The sequence below is a fragment of the Bradyrhizobium sp. LTSP885 genome, from assembly GCF_000938305.1.
In the GTDB taxonomy this organism is placed as follows: Bacteria; Pseudomonadota; Alphaproteobacteria; order Rhizobiales; family Xanthobacteraceae; genus Bradyrhizobium.
In genome coordinates this window covers 273,697-287,704 of sequence record NZ_JYMT01000043.1, presented here as the reverse complement: position 1 = coordinate 287,704, position 14,008 = coordinate 273,697, and the positions used below count along the sequence as shown (strand labels likewise).

Sequence of the window (14,008 nt, the reverse complement as noted above, 5' to 3'; positions counted from 1 at the left end):
CGGATTTCGCTTCGCTCCATCCGGGCTACGGATTTTTACATACGCTCATGATGGTGACATTAGCACCGATCGGATGCCCGAAAATCTCCGATAGCGTCTGGCAGTGCCCCCCGTGGCACAGCTGCCATTCGCCGGCGGCGCCGGAATTGCCGAGCACCACCTCCGGCCTCGCCACAAGCGGCGGCGACCATTGAAACCAGCCTCCGACGAGACGCGCCTCCGGCGGCGGCTCCATGCCGGCGCCAAAACCCTTGATGCGGGCCTGCGTCAATTCGAGCCCGGCGGGCGTGACCAGCCAGTCTTCCTGCCAGGCGGTCTTCTCGATCGAATGCGTCCAGGCGAGCGTAAAGGCCGCGATCGACAGCGTCTTCAAGGCACCCGCCGAGGCGAGACACAGGCTCACGCCGCCGCCACCGCGTTGCGCGACCACTGCCGCCACTGCCAGAGCACGAGCAGCGCGGCGAGCATGAAGCCTGTGGTGTCGGAGAACTGGAAATCACCGAGCAGGCAGAGCGCGCCAGCAAAGGCGACGATGATCTCGACCAAGCTCAGCCGCGTGAACAGGAAGCCGATCGCGACGACGCCGAACAGCCCGATCGCGACCAGCGCCTTGAAGGTCGCGAGCGCCACCGCACCGTAGAAGCCGAGCTGGGCCGCCATCGGATCGCCCGCCTGCAGCATCAGCGCAGGCGAATAGACGAAGATGAAGGGAATGACGTAGCCCGCGAGCGCGATCCGCATCGCCTCCCAGCCGATCTTGTCCGGGTTTTCCCTGGCGATCGGCGCCGCCGCAAGGGCCGCGAGCGCCACCGGCGGCGAGAGGTCGGCCATGATGCCGTAGTAGAACGCGAACATGTGGCTCGCAATCAAGGGCACGCCGAGCTTGGCCAGCGCGGGCGCGGCGAGCGCCGCCGTGATGATGTAGGTCGGAATCGTCGGGATGCCGGTGCCGAGCAGGATCGACAGCAGCATGGTCATGATCAGCGCCAGGAACAGGCTCTTGGCGCCGAGCCCGATGATCCAGCTGCCGAAGATGGTGCCGACGCCGGTCTGCGTCATCATGCCGATGATGGTTCCGACGATCGCGCAGGCCATGCCGACGGTCAGTGCCGACTTGGCGCTGTCGGCGAGCGAGTCCCGGCAGGCGGCGAGCGTGGCACGGCCGCCGCTTGTGATCGCGGCGATCACGATCAGGCCGCCGACGACGCTGGCGATCGGGATGATCTCAAGCCCGTGACGCGAGACCGCGGCTACGACCAGCGCCAGCCCGATCCAGAAAATGTACCGGATGATTGTGTTGGAGAAGCCGAGAGTGATGCTGGCGCCGAGGATCAGCGCCACCGTCAGCGCGAGACCCATGCTGCCGGCGTAGAGCGGCGTAAAACCCTCGAACAGCATATAGACCAGAGCCGCAAGTGGCAGCACGAGGTACCAGCGCCCCACGAGCGCCTTCCAGGCGCTCGGGATCTCCGAGCGCTTCATGCCGACCAGGCCGTGCTTGCCGGCCTCCAGATGCACCATCCAGAACGCCGAGGCGAAATACAGGATCGCCGGGATCACCGCAGCCTTGACGATCTCCGAATAGGGAACGCCGAGCGTCTCCGCCATGATGAAGGCGACTGCGCCCATCACCGGCGGCATGATCTGTCCGCCCATCGATGCCGTCGCCTCGACGCCTGCCGCAAAGGCGCGGCGATAGCCGAACCTGATCATCAGGGGAATCGTGAACTGGCCGACGGTGACGACATTGGCGACGCCCGAGCCCGAGATCGTGCCCATCATGCCCGAAGCGAACACGGCGACCTTGGCAGGGCCACCGCGGGTGCGGCCGAACAGGCCGAGCGAGACGTCGGTGAAGAGCTGGATCATGCCGGCGCGTTCGAGGAACGAGCCGAACAGGATGAACAGGAAGATGTAGGTCGCCGAGACGTAGATCGGCACGCCGTAGAAACCTTCGGTGCCGAACGAGAGATGCGTGATGATCTGGTCGAAATCATAGCCGCGATGGTTGAACGGCGACGGCAGATACTGTCCGAAAAACCAATACAGCAGACACGCACCGCACATCAGCGGCAGCGCCGCGCCCATCAGCCGCCGCGTGCCCTCGAAGATCAGCACCGCAAGCAAAGTGCCGACCGCGAGGTCGGTGATGGTCGGATCGCCGTCGCGGGTAATCAGGTCGGCGTAGAAGATCCACTGGTAGAGCCCGCAGAGGAAGCCGGCGCCGCCGACGATCCAGCTCAACGCCCGGCCGAAATCGGTCTTGGCGGTGAAGTTGCCGATCAGGCCGAAGGTCAGCAGGATCAGGAAGCCGACATGGACGCCGCGCACCACCTGGCTCGGCAAATAGCTGGAGGCCGCGACATAGAGCTGGAACACCGCGAAGGCGAGGCCGATGGCGTATGCCAGATACCCCCAGCCGCCGGGCCCGAACCCTTCCGGAAACCCGTGCTCGAAATTGTCGAACTCGACCTTGATGGGCCCCTCGATGCCCTCGGCCTGCTGCTGCATGCAATGAGTCCCCCGCCGTATCAGCGACGCTTGTAGCAATTGGATGGTGCCTGGGCCCACCGCACGTCATGCGCGGGCGCCTGTCCGCGACGTGATCGGGGATGACCCGCGCATCCACCTTAAAAATGAAAGTCTCTAGAAAGACCGATGGCCGGGTCAAGCCCGGCCACGACACCTAGTCGTAGTTGCCCCTACTTAATCAGGCCCTTTTCCTTGTAATAGCGGATCGCACCCGGATGCAGCGGCACCGGGCTGCCGTTCGCAGCCGCCCCGAGCTTGATCTCCTTGCCGGCCGCATGGGAGTTGGCGAGTTCCGGCAGCGATTCGTAGACCAGCTTGGTCATCTGATAGGCGAGATCGTCTGATACGGCGCTGCTGGTGACGAGATAGTTCACGACCGCCGCGGTCGGCACGTCCTTGTCCTGACCGGTATAGGTGTTGGCGGGAATGATCACCGAGACGAAGGGCGGGCCGATCTTGTCGACGATCTCCTTCGGCACGGCAACCACGTTGATGTCGGACGAGGTCGAGAGGTCCTTCAGCGAGGCGACACCGAGGCCGGCGGACTGCAGCGTCGCGTTGAGCTGTCGGTTCTTCATCAGGTCGACGGATTCGGCGAACGGCAGATACTCGACCTTGCCCAAATCCTTGTAGCTTATGCCGGCGGCCGCGAGGATCGCGCGGGAGTTGAGCTCGGTTCCGGACTTCGGCGCGCCCACCGACAGGCTCTTGCCCTTGAGGTCGGCGAGCGTCTTGATCCCGCTCTCGGCGGTGGCGACGATCTGGATATAGTTCGGATAGATCGCGCCGATGGTGCGCAGTCTGTCGAGCTTGGTCTTGAAACCGGCTTCCGCGTCGCCTTCCCAGGCGGCCTTCAGCGAATCGCCGAGCGCGAATGCGATCTCGCCGCGCCCCTGCTGCAGCAGCACCAGGTTCTCGACCGAGGCCTTGGTGGCCTGCACCTGGGTCTTCACACCGGGAATCTTGTCGCCGTAGATCTTTCCGATCGCGACGCCGAGCGGGTAATAGACGCCGGAAGTCCCGCCGGTCAGCACGTTAATGAATTGCTCGGCCTGCGCGGCAGGCGCCGAAAAAACGCTGGCTGCCACGATCGCGGCCGCCATCAACTTCGAATTCATAAGTATTATTCTCCCCAACAGCCGGGCGCAAAATTGCGCCGGACGCCTCCGCCGGGTCAAGCCATCCAAACGACGAAGGCGCCGGGAAATCCAGTATGCCAGCACCGTAGCACGACGGATGCGGGGACTATCCACTGTCCGACAATCCATACTCGCTGGTCTCAATGCAATTGCTCGACGGTATCGGTGCCGGGATTTTTGGCGCGCTGTATTCGCTTGTGGTCGCGGACCTCACGCACGGTGCCGTCGCGCGTCACACGCAACTGCATGGGTCACGCGACGCGATTCGATGTCCGACAATGGTGCAGAACGACGCCGGCATCGACGCATCAACACAGATATTAATGCCGTCTCTCGATGAAACACGACGCGAGCAATGCAGCGACAACCGCAAATCGGTCAATCGCGCTCGTGAACGCCGGATGACGCATTTGTTGCAGCCGCCACGGGCACGGTCGCGCGCCATTTCCGTCGCAATTTGATTCGAATTGGCTGCCTTAAGGTTAGCGACGCAACGCATGTATGATCCCGAAATTTCCATGATTGCCGCCGCCGCTCCGATGTACGAATTCGTCGGGGCTATTCCGAACAGGGCGGGCATGAATCACATCAGTCACATCGAACAAGCACGAGCCGGCTGGTTCGGGCAGCGCAAGCTGACGCCGCGGGCCTGCATCGCGGACAGCAAAAAGCACCTTCGCACCTTCCTTGCCGACGCGCTCGACGAACTCGGTTTCATCACCAGTGAATGCGGTCAAGCCGACGGCCTTGACGCCGTATTGGACGCGGAGCGGCCCGATCTTTTGGTGCTCGGCGTGTCCGTCGACGGCATCGAAATCAGTAAAATTCTCGAGACTTTGGTGAGAAAGGACTATGGCGGCAAGGTGCTCGTCATCGGCCTGCCGGACTCGATCATCGTAAAGGCAGTCAGGCAAATTGGCGACGAATACGGTATAGCGATGCTGCCCGCATTGCCGACGCCGTTCAGCACCGGGACCCTTCGTGACAGTCTTGCCTCACTGCTGCCGGTCGAGCCTGCGCCGAGCCCTGCAGTGGATGTTCCCGAAGCCTTGAAGGCCGGCTGGCTCGAACTCTGGTATCAGCAGAAGATCCATCTCCGAACGCTGGCCCCACACGGTGCAGAGGCGCTGATCCGGATGCGTCATCCCGCATGGGGCGTGGTTCCGCCGGCCTACTTCATTCCCGGTGACGACGACCCGCGTTTTCAGGCCCTGTCCGCGTTCGTCATCGAGCGGGCGATCGAGGACTGGCGGTATCTCGTCGAGCAGAAAGGGCCGGTTGATCTCTCGATCAACCTGCCGATCTCCTTTCTCGCCGACGCCGATGCCGTACGCGATCTCTGTCGGCGGATACCGGACCATCCCGCCTTCGCCGGCCTGCTGATCGAGATCGACAGCGGCGAAGTCGTCGACAATCTGGACCTCGCGATCGACGTCGCCAGACGGGTGCGCCTCTACAACATCGCCGTCTCGATCGACAATGTCGGCGCCAACTGGCCATCATTGATGGGACTGCAGAACTTTCCCTTTGTCGAGCTGAAGGTCGACCATCAATACGTCACCGGCTCCGCGGATCATCGCCTGAAGCAGACGGTGTGCCGCCGGATCGTCGAACTGGCTCACGACAACGGCGCGCGCGTGGTGGCGCAGGGAGTCGAGACGCGCGCGGATTTTCTCGCCGCGTACGAGATGGATTTCGATCTGGTGCAGGGTTACCTGTTCGGCAAGCCGATGGGCGTCAAGAAGTTTGCGAGATCGCGGGTGTCGCTGCCGCCCGACACCCAGCCGGACCCGTGAAGACCGCCGAACTCAAGCCGTCACTGAAACGTCATGTCGAGGCATTTGGAAATGTCGGAGCCGAGCCCGGACGAGATGGTGATGCAGCCGCGGATCTTCTGGCTGTTGTTGTCGCTCGCCCAGATCGCGTACCCGCCGGGGCCGAAGAACGAGTTGGTATTCGGCGGTTCGGTCTCGGTGGCGTCGAACGAATAATTGCCGTCGGTGTCGAAAATGCGCGGCTTCTTGGTGCAGCCGCCGTCGGCCTGCACGTTGATGACCTCCTTGTTGTCCCGCGTCAGCGCCAGCGAAACCTGGCAGCGGAAGTATTCCGAGGTCTTGGCGTTGAACAGATAGGCGTACGACTTGCAGGTCGCGGTGTTGAGCTTGCCGGCCGACAGGCCGCGGCTGCAGGAGATGCGCTGGTTTTGCGACAGCTTGAACTCGTCCGCCTGCGCGACCGAAGCCAGCGTCATGAACGACAGCGCGGCACCCAAACCGATTTTCATGACGTGGTACATCCGAATCGTCCCCAGGAGTTTCTTGGCAATGAGTTGTTGTAGACGGAAACACGAAGATAGTCGCGAAGTGTCGTCCGGAAAATCACAAAGTCGCGGAAAAGCGTGAGCGATGGCATCCGTTGTCGTATTGACGGCGCGGCTGCGTTCGTGATTTGTTCAAGCCGCGTGGGACGATGGCATTTTTTTTCGGCCGGGAGGATGAATCATGACGAATTTATTGACCAGGACGTTATTGGCGGCGGCCTTTGCCGCACTGACCACATCTGCATTCGCGCAGGAAGCCACCCCATGGGACCTGAAGACCGACATGGGCTACGCCTATGACAAGGACGGCAAGACCTCGTCCTACAAGATGGGCACCAACAATGCCGGCAAGCTGCTGAAGGGCGCCAAGAAGGTGCCGCCGGGCACGCTGTTCTTCATCGGCCATAACGGCCAGCTCTACATGCGCTCCGGCCCCTATCTCGAGGGCGACGGCAAGTTCATGTTCGGATCGAATTGATCAGAACGCCGCCGCAAGATCCTTCGCGCCGGGCTTGTTGCTGTTGGTATCCATCCGCTCGTTGGTGACCGCCAGCAGCCTCGCCACGGTGTTGTGGCGGATCGCCACCGGGTTGCGCTCGTAGCCGGAGCGCTGAAAGAAATTCGAGGTCGGCACCTGCTCGCGCATCGCCTGCGGCATGGTCACCATGTCGAGCCCGGTGCCGTCGCCGGTCAGGTTCATCATCTCGAGTTCGGCGGCGGTGAGCGGCCGATTGTAGCCCTTGGCGCGGGCGAAGATGACCGACGTCAACAGCTTGTGGGTCTGCAGCATCGGGCCGACGTCGATGTCGAGCACCATGGCATGCACCGCCCAGCCCTGCGGCGTGTCGGCGAGCCGCTCATGCGCCGACCAGTCGTCCGGCACGGTACGCGTGAACGCGACCATCCTCTTCAACACCGCGAGCTTGTGCTCCATTACCCTGCGCGCCGGGCCGGTCGTGGCCGCAACCCGTTCGGCCAGATCGCGCACGAATTCGTGGCCCTGCTCGGCCATCAGCTCGACGCTGTTGGTGGTGAGCAACTGGTTGTAGCCCATCGCGGTGGAAATGGCGCGCTTGCCACCATGCTCGATGCCCGACTGCACGTCGTAATTGCCGGTGCCGCCGGTCTCGAATGAATAGACCCGCACGGCCTGCTCCGGCGTCAGGCCCGCCGCGCGCGCATAGCGGGCATAGGCGCGCTTGAACTCCATCTCGGTGGCGGGATGCTGCGGCGTGAACTGGAACTGGTCGGCTGCGGCCTGGACGAGATCCGCGACCACCGGAATCGACTTGCGTGGACGCGGCGGCTTGCCCTCCTCTTCGTCCGGCGCCGGATTGACCGGCCGCTTCGGGCCCGCATAGAGCGGCGGCTGCTCCAGCACGTAATCGTCCAGCGTGATCTGCACACGATCGCGCCGCTTGGCGTTGCGGCCGCGTCGCTTCTCGGAAATCGCGCTCCAATAGGCGCTTGCCTCCTGGTCGAAGGCGGCGCGCGCGTCCTGATATTCCTGCAGCTTGCGGCGATAGTCCGCGATCGCCTGCGGCGATGCCCCCTGCGCCATCGCGTTCGCGATGCCCGGCGGCAGACTGACGGCCTCATTGGCCAACACTGACGGCGCCCCCACGATCAGCGCGAGCGCGACTATTCCAGAACACAGGCGAATCAATTGCGGGCGCATGTTTCCGTTGTAGCAAGCGCGGGCGCGAAGTCAGCCCGGAATCGATTAGCCCGAGGACGACGGGATGCCGCGATGCGATCCAGAATATCGTCCCTCCCTACTTCCAGGCGAACACCGGCTGTTCCAGGTCGGCGACGCGGGTGGTGCGCCCGGCCAGCACCTCGCAGAATTGATAGATCAGCGCCGCCGTCGGCGCATGAATCTGCTGGCCGCCGAGACGGAAGCGGATCACCCGCCGCGTGCTCTCGGGGATCGAGACGAAGCTGAACGCGCCCTCGGCCTCGATCGCATCGAGCCCGATGCGGTGGACGGAAGCGACTTCGTCCGGGTTCGGCGTGATCGCGGCCCGCCTGCCCGCCCAGACCACGACCGGCGTGATCAGATAGCCGGAGCGCGTTGGATAGTCGTCGAGCGTGCCGAGCACGTCGCCCTCATCCATGGCGAGCCCAAGCTCCTCGTGCAATTCGCGCAGCGCCGCTTCGACCTGCGTTTCGCCGGCATCGCAGCGCCCGCCCGGCAAAGCCCATTGCGCGCTGTGAGACCGCAAGCTGGCGCTCCGGCGCGTCAGCAGGAAGGCGGTGCCGTGGCCATCATCGGCTTCGGTCAGCGCAATCGCGACGGCTGCGTGCTTCAGCGGCGTGGCTGGCGCCGTCGGCGCCAGGCGCGCGAACGCGGCGCAGAGCTCTGCGATATTCCGCCGGGTGGCATCGTCAAATGTGCGGACCATTGAGCTTGACTACAACACTCCTGCGTTTGATGAAATGACTGGAACGACATGCCTCCTGCGATCAATCATCTGCAACCAACGGACCCCACGACATGACGGTCAAGGCCGCGGACAAACTCAAATCCGACGGCTGGAAGGTCGCGGAGACCACCGGATTCCTGACACTGATCGGCCCGTTGTGGGAGCGGTTGAACGACGGCTCCCTTGAGCTCGCGCTGATCACCGAGGACAAGCACCACAATCGCCGCGGTCTCGTGCAGGGCGGCGTGATCATGACCTTTGCCGACCGCGCCTGCGGCATGGCCGCGCGTTTCGTCTCCGGCAAGCCGACGCTTGCGACGGTGCAGCTCGACACCCATTTCGCCGATGCCGGCAAGATCGGCGATATCCTGACGACCCGCCCGCGCGTGGTGCGTTCGACCCGCAGCCTGATCTTCATCACGGCCGAAGTGACGGTCGACAAGCGCTGCATCGCGATGGCCAATGGCGTGTTCAAGATTCTGAAGAACGAGAGTTGATCCTTGTCGTTCCGGGATGGTCCGAAGGACCAGACCCGGAACCTCGAGATTCCGGGTTCGATGCTGCGCATCGTCCCGGAATGACCCCGGAGGGAATGCACGATGCAATACCGTCAGCTCGGCCGCAGCGGCCTGAAGATTTCGCCGATCTGCCTCGGCACCATGATGTTCGGCGGACCGACGGATGAAGCGGCCTCGTCGCGGATCGTCGCAAAGGCGCGCGAGGCCGGGATCAACTTCATCGACAGCGCCGACGCCTATAATGGCGGCAAGTCCGAGGAGGTCGTGGGCCGCGCGATCGGCAGCCAGCGCTCGAACTGGATCCTCGCCACCAAACTCGCCAACCCGATCGGCGACGATCCCAATCATGGCGGATTGTCGCGGCGCTGGGTGCTGCAGGCCGCCGACGAGAGCCTGAAGCGGCTGGCGACTGATTACATCGACATCTACTATCTGCACAAGGAAGACCATGCGACGCCGCTCGACGAGACCGTGCGCGCGATCGGCGACCTGATTCGCGCTGGCAAGGTGCGCTATTTCGGCGTCTCGAATTACCGCGCATGGCGCGTCGCCGAGATCTGCAACATCTGCGACCGGCTCGGCATCGACCGCCCGATCGCAAGTCAGCCCTATTACAACGCGATGAACCGGATGCCCGAGGTCGAGCACTTTCCGGCCTGCGGCTTCTACGGCCTCGGCATCGTGCCCTACAGCCCGCTGGCGCGCGGCGTGCTGACCGGCAAATACGCCCCCGACGCAGCACCGGCGGCCGACAGCCGCGCCGGCCGCAACGACAAGCGCATGATGCAGACCGAGTGGCGACCTGAGTCGCTCAAGCTCGCCCAGGAGATCAAGCAGCACGCCGAGGCACGCGGCATCACCGCCGGGCAGTTCGCAGTGTCCTGGGTGTTGAACTCGTCGTTCGTCAGCGCTGTGATCGCCGGCCCACGCACCGAGGCGCAATGGGACGACTACATCCGCGCGCTCGACTATACATTCACCGCCGAGGATGAGGCGCTGATCGACCGCCTCGTCGTTGCCGGTCATCCCTCGACGCCGGGGTTCAACGATCCCGCCTATCCGATCGAAGGGCGACGGGCGCGCACCGAGCGGCCGTAGTAGCAGCAACCGCGCGACTTGGGGTTCGCGCTCGATCCCATCCGCCGTCATTGCGAGGAGCGGCAGCGACGAAGCAATCCATCCATCCGCTCGCGGCACGATGGATTGCTTCGCTTCGCTCGCAATGACGGGGACAAACCACTCGGATTTGCCGAAGCCCGGCTTCGTAGCTTCCGAATTGCGCAACGCCTTGGTCGGCTGCAGCATCGGCGCACGACAATGCTGATGCTGGCGCTGCAATGACCTCATTCCACCCACTGGACTGGATCGTCGCTCTCCTGGTTTGCTGGGCAAGCCTGACCGCGATTGTCCGACCTCCGAACGAGCCCGCACGATGCGATGCGCCATACGCGACAGGCACCGTGCCGCAAATCCCGATTCCGAGGCAGGCCGAGATCGAAGAGATGATCCGGGACATGAAGCTTCACGATTGAGCGGAACGGACAAAACCCGGAAAGCCTTTCGCGATACCCCTGAAATGAAACAGGGCGGCGCCGAAAGCGCCGCCCTGGTCTGGTGACCGTTGCCGGCCGGTTACTTGACCAGCTCGAAGCGGTCGAGGTTCGCCACCTTGGTCCACGCGGCGACGAAGTCCTTGACGAACTTCTCCTTGGCATCGGCGGAGGCATAGACTTCGGCGAACGCGCGCAGCTGCGAGTGCGAGCCGAAGATCAGGTCGGCACGGGTGCCGGTCCACTTGACCTGCTTGGTCTTGCGATCGCGCGCCTCGTACACCTCATGGGAGTCAGGATGGGAGCCGGCGACCGGATCCCACACCGTGTTCATGCTGAGCAAATTGACGAAGAAATCGTTGGTCAACGTGCCCGGTCTGTCGGTGAGGACGCCGTGCTTGGACTTGCCGGTGTTGGCGCCGAGCACCCGCAGGCCGCCGACCAGCACCGTCATCTCGGGCGCGGTCAGCGTCAGCAGTTGCGCCCGGTCCACCAGCAGCGCCTCGACCGACACCGGATGCTTGCCGCGGATATAGTTGCGGAAGCCGTCGGCGGTCGGTTCCAGCGCGGCAAAGGACTCGACGTCCGTCTGCTCCTGCGAGGCGTCCGTGCGGCCCGGTGTGAAGGATACCTTCACGTCATGGCCACCGTCCTTGGCAGCCTTCTCGACCGCGGCGGCGCCACCGAGCACGATCAGGTCGGCGAGCGAGACCTTCTTGTCGCCGGTCTGCGCTGCGTTGAACTCCTTCTGGATGCCTTCGAGCTTCGACAGCACCTTGGCGAGTTCGGCCGGCTGGTTGACGTCCCAGTCCTTCTGCGGCGCGAGGCGGATACGTCCGCCATTGGCGCCACCGCGCTTGTCCGAGCCGCGGAACGTCGAGGCCGACGCCCAGGCGGTCGAGACCAGCTCGGAGACGGAGATGCCTGCGCCAAGGATCTTCGCTTTCAGGCTGGCGATGTCCTGCTCGCTGACCAGCTCATGCTTGATTGCCGGGATCGGATCCTGCCACAGCAGCTCCTCCTTCGGCACCAGCGGGCCGAGATAGCGCACGATCGGCCCCATGTCGCGGTGGGTCAGCTTGAACCAGGCGCGGGCGAACGCGTCGGCGAACTGATCCGGGTTCTTGTGGAAACGCCGCGAGATCTTCTCGTAGGCCGGATCGATCCGAAGCGCGAGGTCGGTGGTCAGCATCGACGGCGAGTGCCGCTTCGACGAATTATGCGCATCCGGCACGGTGCCTGCGCCGGCACCACCCTTCGGAGTCCACTGATGGGCACCCGCCGGGCTCTTCGTCAGCTCCCATTCGTAGTTAAACAGATTGTCGAAGAAGTTGTTGCTCCACTTGGTCGGCGTCGTGGTCCAGGTGACTTCGAGGCCCGAGGTGATCGCATCACCCGCAATACCCGTGGCATGCTTGCTCGACCAGCCGAGGCCCTGCGCCTCGATCTGGCCGCCTTCCGGTTCCGGACCGACCAGCGAGGCATCGCCGGCGCCGTGGGTCTTGCCGAAAGTGTGACCGCCGGCAATCAGCGCGACCGTCTCTTCGTCGTTCATCGCCATGCGCGCGAACGTCTCGCGGATATCGCGGGCGGAGGCGAGCGGATCCGGCTTGCCGTTCGGGCCTTCCGGGTTGACGTAGATCAGGCCCATCTGCACGGCGCCGAGATGGCCGTGTAGCTCGCGGTCGCCGGTGTAGCGCTTGTCGTCGAGCCACTTGGCTTCCGGACCCCAATTGACGTCCTGCTCGGGCTCCCAGACGTCGGCGCGGCCACCCGCAAAGCCAAACGTCTTGAAGCCCATCGATTCCAGCGCGACGTTGCCGGCGAGGATCATCAGGTCGGCCCAGGAGAGCTTCTTGCCGTACTTCTGCTTGACCGGCCACAACAGCCGGCGCGCCTTGTCGAGGTTGGCGTTGTCAGGCCAGCTGTTGAGCGGCGCAAAACGCTGCTGACCGGCTCCGGCGCCGCCGCGGCCATCGCCGATGCGATAGGTGCCGGCGCTGTGCCAGGCCATGCGGATGAACAGCGGCCCGTAATGGCCGAAATCGGCCGGCCACCAGTCCTGCGAATCCGTCATCACATGGTGCAGGTCCTTGATCACGGCATTGAGATCGAGGCTCTTGAATTCCTTGGCGTAGTCGAAGCTCTCGCCCATCGGGTCCGAGAGGTTCGACTGCTGATGGAGAATGCCGAGGTCGAGCTGGTTCGGCCACCAATCACGGTTCGATGGTGCGGATTTCCCGCCTGAAAACGGGCATTTTGCTTCTTCTGACATTACCGGCTCCTTTGGTGGTTGGGGGTTCCAACCGTTCCGCGTGGAATCATTCTACGAAACCCATCCCATCAGGGGAAATTGACTTTAATGATCGCATCGATAAGATTATCTGATGATAAACGTCACACTGCGGCAACTTCGCTACTTCGATGCGCTGGCCCGCCACAGCCATTTCGGACGCGCCGCGGATGCCTGCGCGATCTCGCAGCCTGCGCTGTCGATGCAGATCCGCGAAATGGAGCAGGCGGTCGGCGGCGTGCTGATCGAGCGCGGCGCGCGCCAGGTCAGCCTGACGAAATTCGGCGAGGAGCTGCTGCATCGGGTCCGCGACATCCTGCGCTCGGTCGATGAGCTCGGCGACTTCGCACGCGCCTCGCGCGACCGGCTCGCTGGGCGCTTGCGCGTCGGCATGATCCCGACGATCGCGCCCTATCTGCTGCCGAGAGTAATCGAGAATCTGGCCCGCGCGCATCCCGAGCTCGACATTCATGTCCGCGAGACGCTGACACCGAAACTGATCAAGGAGGTCGCGGAGGGCCGGCTCGATACCGCGATCGTCGCCCTGCCGGTGTCGGAGCCGTCGCTGACCGAGGTCGCGCTGTTCACGGAAAGCTTTCTGCTGGTGCGGCCGGCCGAAGCCGCGGGAACGCCGGTGCCGTCGAGCGAGATGCTGCGCGAGATGCGGCTGTTGCTGCTCGAGGAGGGTCATTGCTTCCGCGACCAGGCGCTGTCGTTCTGCAACATGCAATCCTCGCCGCCGCGCGAGGTGCTGGACGCAAGCTCGCTGTCGACGCTGGTCCAGATGGTCGGCGCCGGCATCGGCGTTACGTTGATTCCGGAAATGGCGGTCGCGGTGGAAACCCGCTCGGCGCCGGTCTCGGTCTCGCGCTTCAAGAACCCGCAGCCCTCGCGCACCATCGGCATGGTCTGGCGCAAATCCAGCCCGCTCGCCGGACAGTTGCAGCAGATCTCCGAGGTGGTCCGCCTCGCCGCCGCCGCGCTGCGCGCGCCGAAGGGGGACGGTGGGGCGAAGGAGGCGGCTAAGAAGCCTGTGGCGGGAGCAAGGCGGAGGTAGGGTGCACACGTCGCGCCACATCTGAGCCGTCGTCCCGGCGAAGGCCGGGACCCATAACCACAAGGTTGAGTTGTCGAAGTAGGCTGTGGCCCCAGCGTCGCTCAACAATGAACATTTGTGGTTATGGGTCCCGGGTCAAGCCCGGGACGACAGTGAGTTTGTTGCGCCGCTTG

General features: G+C 63.9%; 13 protein-coding genes. 6 read left to right on the top strand and 7 right to left on the bottom strand.

Annotated features, from left to right (window positions below; genetic code table 11):
- Window positions 1-25 precede the first annotated feature (25 nt).
- The 3 genes from UP09_RS35335 to UP09_RS35325 form a co-directional block, all read right to left on the bottom strand.
- Entirely contained in the window at window positions 26-403 is a 378-nt protein-coding gene (locus tag UP09_RS35335; RefSeq protein ID WP_044543204.1) for a DUF1850 domain-containing protein, read from the bottom strand.
- The gene (locus UP09_RS35330; RefSeq protein WP_044543016.1) at window positions 400-2,511 is read right to left on the bottom strand and encodes a TRAP transporter permease; all 2,112 of its coding nucleotides are present in this window, start codon (window positions 2,509-2,511) and stop codon (window positions 400-402) included. Before UP09_RS35330 ends, UP09_RS35335 begins: the two co-directional genes overlap by 4 nt.
- 191 nt (window positions 2,512-2,702) lie before the next feature.
- Complete coding sequence (locus tag UP09_RS35325; protein WP_044543015.1) at window positions 2,703-3,650, bottom strand: TAXI family TRAP transporter solute-binding subunit; 948 nt, start codon at window positions 3,648-3,650, stop codon at window positions 2,703-2,705.
- A gap of 164 nt (window positions 3,651-3,814) precedes the next feature.
- On the opposite strand from UP09_RS35325, the gene UP09_RS38315 reads away from it, so the two are divergent.
- The gene (locus UP09_RS38315) at window positions 3,815-4,132 is read left to right on the top strand and encodes a hypothetical protein (RefSeq protein ID WP_197082795.1); all 318 of its coding nucleotides are present in this window, start codon (window positions 3,815-3,817) and stop codon (window positions 4,130-4,132) included.
- Between the two features lie 117 nt (window positions 4,133-4,249).
- On the top strand, window positions 4,250-5,467 hold the full coding sequence (locus UP09_RS35320; RefSeq protein ID WP_044543203.1) for an EAL domain-containing response regulator: 1,218 nt from the start codon (window positions 4,250-4,252) through the stop codon (window positions 5,465-5,467).
- A 20-nt stretch (window positions 5,468-5,487) separates the two neighbouring features.
- Here the strand turns inward: UP09_RS35320 and UP09_RS35315 are convergent, their stop codons facing one another.
- A complete protein-coding gene (locus UP09_RS35315; RefSeq protein ID WP_044543014.1) occupies window positions 5,488-5,967 on the bottom strand; it encodes a hypothetical protein in 480 nt (159 codons plus the stop codon).
- Between the two features lie 205 nt (window positions 5,968-6,172).
- On the opposite strand from UP09_RS35315, the gene UP09_RS35310 reads away from it, so the two are divergent.
- The gene (locus UP09_RS35310) at window positions 6,173-6,469 is read left to right on the top strand and encodes a hypothetical protein (RefSeq protein ID WP_044543013.1); all 297 of its coding nucleotides are present in this window, start codon (window positions 6,173-6,175) and stop codon (window positions 6,467-6,469) included.
- On the opposite strand, the gene UP09_RS35305 is transcribed toward UP09_RS35310, so the two are convergent.
- On the bottom strand, window positions 6,470-7,669 hold the full coding sequence (locus UP09_RS35305) for a hypothetical protein (RefSeq protein ID WP_044543012.1): 1,200 nt from the start codon (window positions 7,667-7,669) through the stop codon (window positions 6,470-6,472).
- A 97-nt stretch (window positions 7,670-7,766) separates the two neighbouring features.
- The gene (locus UP09_RS35300; RefSeq protein WP_044543011.1) at window positions 7,767-8,396 is read right to left on the bottom strand and encodes an NUDIX hydrolase; all 630 of its coding nucleotides are present in this window, start codon (window positions 8,394-8,396) and stop codon (window positions 7,767-7,769) included.
- A gap of 92 nt (window positions 8,397-8,488) precedes the next feature.
- On the opposite strand from UP09_RS35300, the gene UP09_RS35295 reads away from it, so the two are divergent.
- Window positions 8,489-8,914, top strand: coding sequence for a PaaI family thioesterase (locus UP09_RS35295; protein ID WP_044543010.1), 426 nt, complete (start codon window positions 8,489-8,491; stop codon window positions 8,912-8,914).
- Window positions 8,915-9,016: 102 nt separating this feature from the next.
- The gene (locus tag UP09_RS35290; RefSeq protein ID WP_044543009.1) at window positions 9,017-10,033 is read left to right on the top strand and encodes an aldo/keto reductase; all 1,017 of its coding nucleotides are present in this window, start codon (window positions 9,017-9,019) and stop codon (window positions 10,031-10,033) included.
- 534 nt (window positions 10,034-10,567) lie between these two features.
- On the opposite strand, the gene katG is transcribed toward UP09_RS35290, so the two are convergent.
- Complete coding sequence (gene katG / locus UP09_RS35280) at window positions 10,568-12,760, bottom strand: catalase/peroxidase HPI (protein ID WP_044543007.1); 2,193 nt, start codon at window positions 12,758-12,760, stop codon at window positions 10,568-10,570.
- A 112-nt stretch (window positions 12,761-12,872) separates the two neighbouring features.
- On the opposite strand from katG, the gene UP09_RS35275 reads away from it, so the two are divergent.
- Entirely contained in the window at window positions 12,873-13,835 is a 963-nt protein-coding gene (locus tag UP09_RS35275) for a hydrogen peroxide-inducible genes activator (protein ID WP_044543006.1), read from the top strand.
- Window positions 13,836-14,008: the final 173 nt, after the last annotated feature.

Bases quoted from the DNA above. Each gene is read 5' to 3' on its own strand.
- UP09_RS35330 (WP_044543016.1), bottom strand. From the start codon at position 2,511: ATGCAGCAGCAGGCCGAGGGCATCGAGGGGCCCATCAAGGTCGAGTTC.
- UP09_RS35325 (WP_044543015.1), bottom strand. From the start codon at position 3,650: ATGAATTCGAAGTTGATGGCGGCCGCGATCGTGGCAGCCAGCGTTTTT.
- UP09_RS38315 (WP_197082795.1), top strand. From the start codon at position 3,815: ATGCAATTGCTCGACGGTATCGGTGCCGGGATTTTTGGCGCGCTGTAT.
- UP09_RS35320 (WP_044543203.1), top strand. From the start codon at position 4,250: ATGAATCACATCAGTCACATCGAACAAGCACGAGCCGGCTGGTTCGGG.
- UP09_RS35315 (WP_044543014.1), bottom strand. From the start codon at position 5,967: ATGTACCACGTCATGAAAATCGGTTTGGGTGCCGCGCTGTCGTTCATG.
- UP09_RS35310 (WP_044543013.1), top strand. From the start codon at position 6,173: ATGACGAATTTATTGACCAGGACGTTATTGGCGGCGGCCTTTGCCGCA.
- UP09_RS35305 (WP_044543012.1), bottom strand. From the start codon at position 7,669: ATGCGCCCGCAATTGATTCGCCTGTGTTCTGGAATAGTCGCGCTCGCG.
- UP09_RS35300 (WP_044543011.1), bottom strand. From the start codon at position 8,396: ATGGTCCGCACATTTGACGATGCCACCCGGCGGAATATCGCAGAGCTC.
- UP09_RS35295 (WP_044543010.1), top strand. From the start codon at position 8,489: ATGACGGTCAAGGCCGCGGACAAACTCAAATCCGACGGCTGGAAGGTC.
- UP09_RS35290 (WP_044543009.1), top strand. From the start codon at position 9,017: ATGCAATACCGTCAGCTCGGCCGCAGCGGCCTGAAGATTTCGCCGATC.
- katG (WP_044543007.1), bottom strand. From the start codon at position 12,760: ATGTCAGAAGAAGCAAAATGCCCGTTTTCAGGCGGGAAATCCGCACCA.
- UP09_RS35275 (WP_044543006.1), top strand. From the start codon at position 12,873: ATGATAAACGTCACACTGCGGCAACTTCGCTACTTCGATGCGCTGGCC.